We start from the raw sequence: 2,063 nt of genomic DNA on the forward strand, positions 1-2,063 counted from the left end.
GCGGGGTCTCCCCCCGGAGCCGTCCGCCTGAAGGCACGCATTCCCCGCGGCTGGTAGGGCGGCCCGGTCCCGCTTCGGGGCCGTTACCCGAAACAAGGCGCCGGCCGCGCACGGGTTGCGCGTCGCGGCATCGGCCGCGGCGCGGGCGCGCCGGCGCGAAGCAGGGTGGTACCGCGAGCAGAACCTCGCCCCTGACGGGGCGAGGTTCTGACTTTTTTGGAGGGAGTGTGCGACAGGCATGGCGATTCCCAAGGAGGCGGCGGACCCGAACGCGGCCGGCCCGACGGCCGGCGCAACCACGTCCGGCGCGGCGCCGGCTGGCGCGACGCGCGGCTGGACGGCGTCGAAGAAGAAGGAGATCGAAGGCGGCCTCGCCTTCTGGGGCGGGAGGATCGTGCCGCTTTCGGAGGCGAACGTGAACATCGCCACGCACGCCCTGAACTACGGGACGGGCTGCTTCGAGGGCATCCGCGCCTACTGGGTCGAGGAGGCCGAGCAGCTCTACCTGCTGAAGCTGCCGGAGCACTACAGGCGGTTCATGAAGTCGTGCGCGCTCCTGCGCATCGAGTGCCCGTACACAGTGGAGGAGCTGTGCGCGTGGACCGTGCGCCTGCTGCGCGAGGGGCAGGTGCGCCACGACGCCTACGTGCGGCCCCTCGGCTTGAAGGCGTCGCGCGTCATCGGCGTCGGGCTCAGCGGCCTGCGGGACGAGTTCGGCATCTTCTACGCGCCGCTGGGCAACTACGTGGCGATGGACGGCCTGCGCGCCTGCGTCTCGCCCTGGCAGCGCATCAGCGACAACGCCGTCCCCTCGCGGTCGAAGACGACCGGATCCTACGTGAACATCTCCCTGGCCGTGGACCAAGCCCGGCGCGACGGCTACGACGAGGCGATCCTCCTGAACGCCCAGGGCCACGTCTCCGAGGCGAGCGGCGCGAACATCTTCCTTGTGCGGAACGGGCGGCTGATCACGCCGCCCGTCACGGAGGACATCCTCGAGGGCATCACGCGGGAGGCGGTGATGGACCTGGCCACGGCGCTCGGCATCCCCGTGGAGGAACGGGTCGTGGACCGCACCGAACTCTACGTGGCTGACGAGATCTTCCTCACGGGCACGGCGGCGCAGGTGGCGCCCGTCACGTCCGTGGACGGCCGGCCGGTGGGCGACGGGCGCGTGGGGCCGATCTCGCGCCGCCTGCAGGAGGCCTACCTGGATGCGGTGCGCGGGCGCAACCCGGCGTACGCCTCCTGGCTGACGCCCGTCTACGAACGATAAGGGCGCCCGTCCGACCCGGGTGGCCGTGCGGCGGGCGCGTGGCGGTGAAGGCCCTGATCGCGCCGGACCGCGGACCCCAAGGCATGGAGGCGAGGCGGATGAAGGAAGTCGTGATCGTCGACGGGGCGCGGACGCCGATCGGCTCGTTCGGCGGCAGCTTGCGGGACGTCCCCGCCGCGAAACTCGGCGGCATCGCCATCCGGGAGGCGCTGCGGCGCAGCGGCGTCGACCCGGCGGAGGTCGAGGACACGATCATGGGCTGCGTCGGGCAGGTGGCGGAGGACGCGTACCTTGCCCGGGCAGCGGCGCTGGAGGCCGGCATCCCGGCGTCGTCCAACGCCTTGACCGTCAACCGGCTGTGCGGTTCCGGCCTGCAGGCGATCATCTCTGCGGCTCAGGCCGTCCGCAGCGGCGACCTCCGCGTGGCCGTGGCCGGGGGTGCGGAGAACATGAGCCGTCTCCCGTACTACGTGCGCGGCGCGCGCTGGGGGATGCGCATGGGGGACGGGGTCCTGCAGGACGGGCTCATCGCGATGCTGAGCGACCCGTTCGGCAGCGGCCACATGGGGTGCACGGCGGAAAACGTCGCGCGGCGGTACGGGATTTCGAGGGAGGAGCAGGACCGCTTCGCGCTGGAGAGCCAGCGGCGCGCCGCCGCCGCCATCGCGCGCGGGGAGTTCAAGGACGAGATCGTGCCCGTGCCGGTCCCGGACCGCGGCGGCGAGCGCCTCTTCGACCGCGACGAGCACCCGCGGGAGACCACCCTTGAGAAGCTGGCGGCGCTGAA

General features: G+C 72.3%; 2 protein-coding genes. Both read left to right on the top strand.

What is annotated here, in order from left to right:
* Nucleotides 1–238 precede the first annotated feature (238 nt).
* The gene (locus tag IRZ18_09895) at nucleotides 239–1,276 is read left to right on the top strand and encodes a branched-chain amino acid transaminase (GenBank protein ID MBX5477417.1); all 1,038 of its coding nucleotides are present in this window, start codon (nucleotides 239–241) and stop codon (nucleotides 1,274–1,276) included.
* Nucleotides 1,277–1,374: 98 nt separating this feature from the next.
* Nucleotides 1,375–2,063 (top strand): acetyl-CoA C-acyltransferase (locus IRZ18_09900; protein ID MBX5477418.1); only part of this gene is annotated, 689 nt, incomplete at its 3' end.

Source organism: Clostridia bacterium (genome assembly GCA_019683875.1).
In the GTDB taxonomy this organism is placed as follows: domain Bacteria; phylum Bacillota; class Sulfobacillia; order RBS10-35; family Bu92; genus Bu92.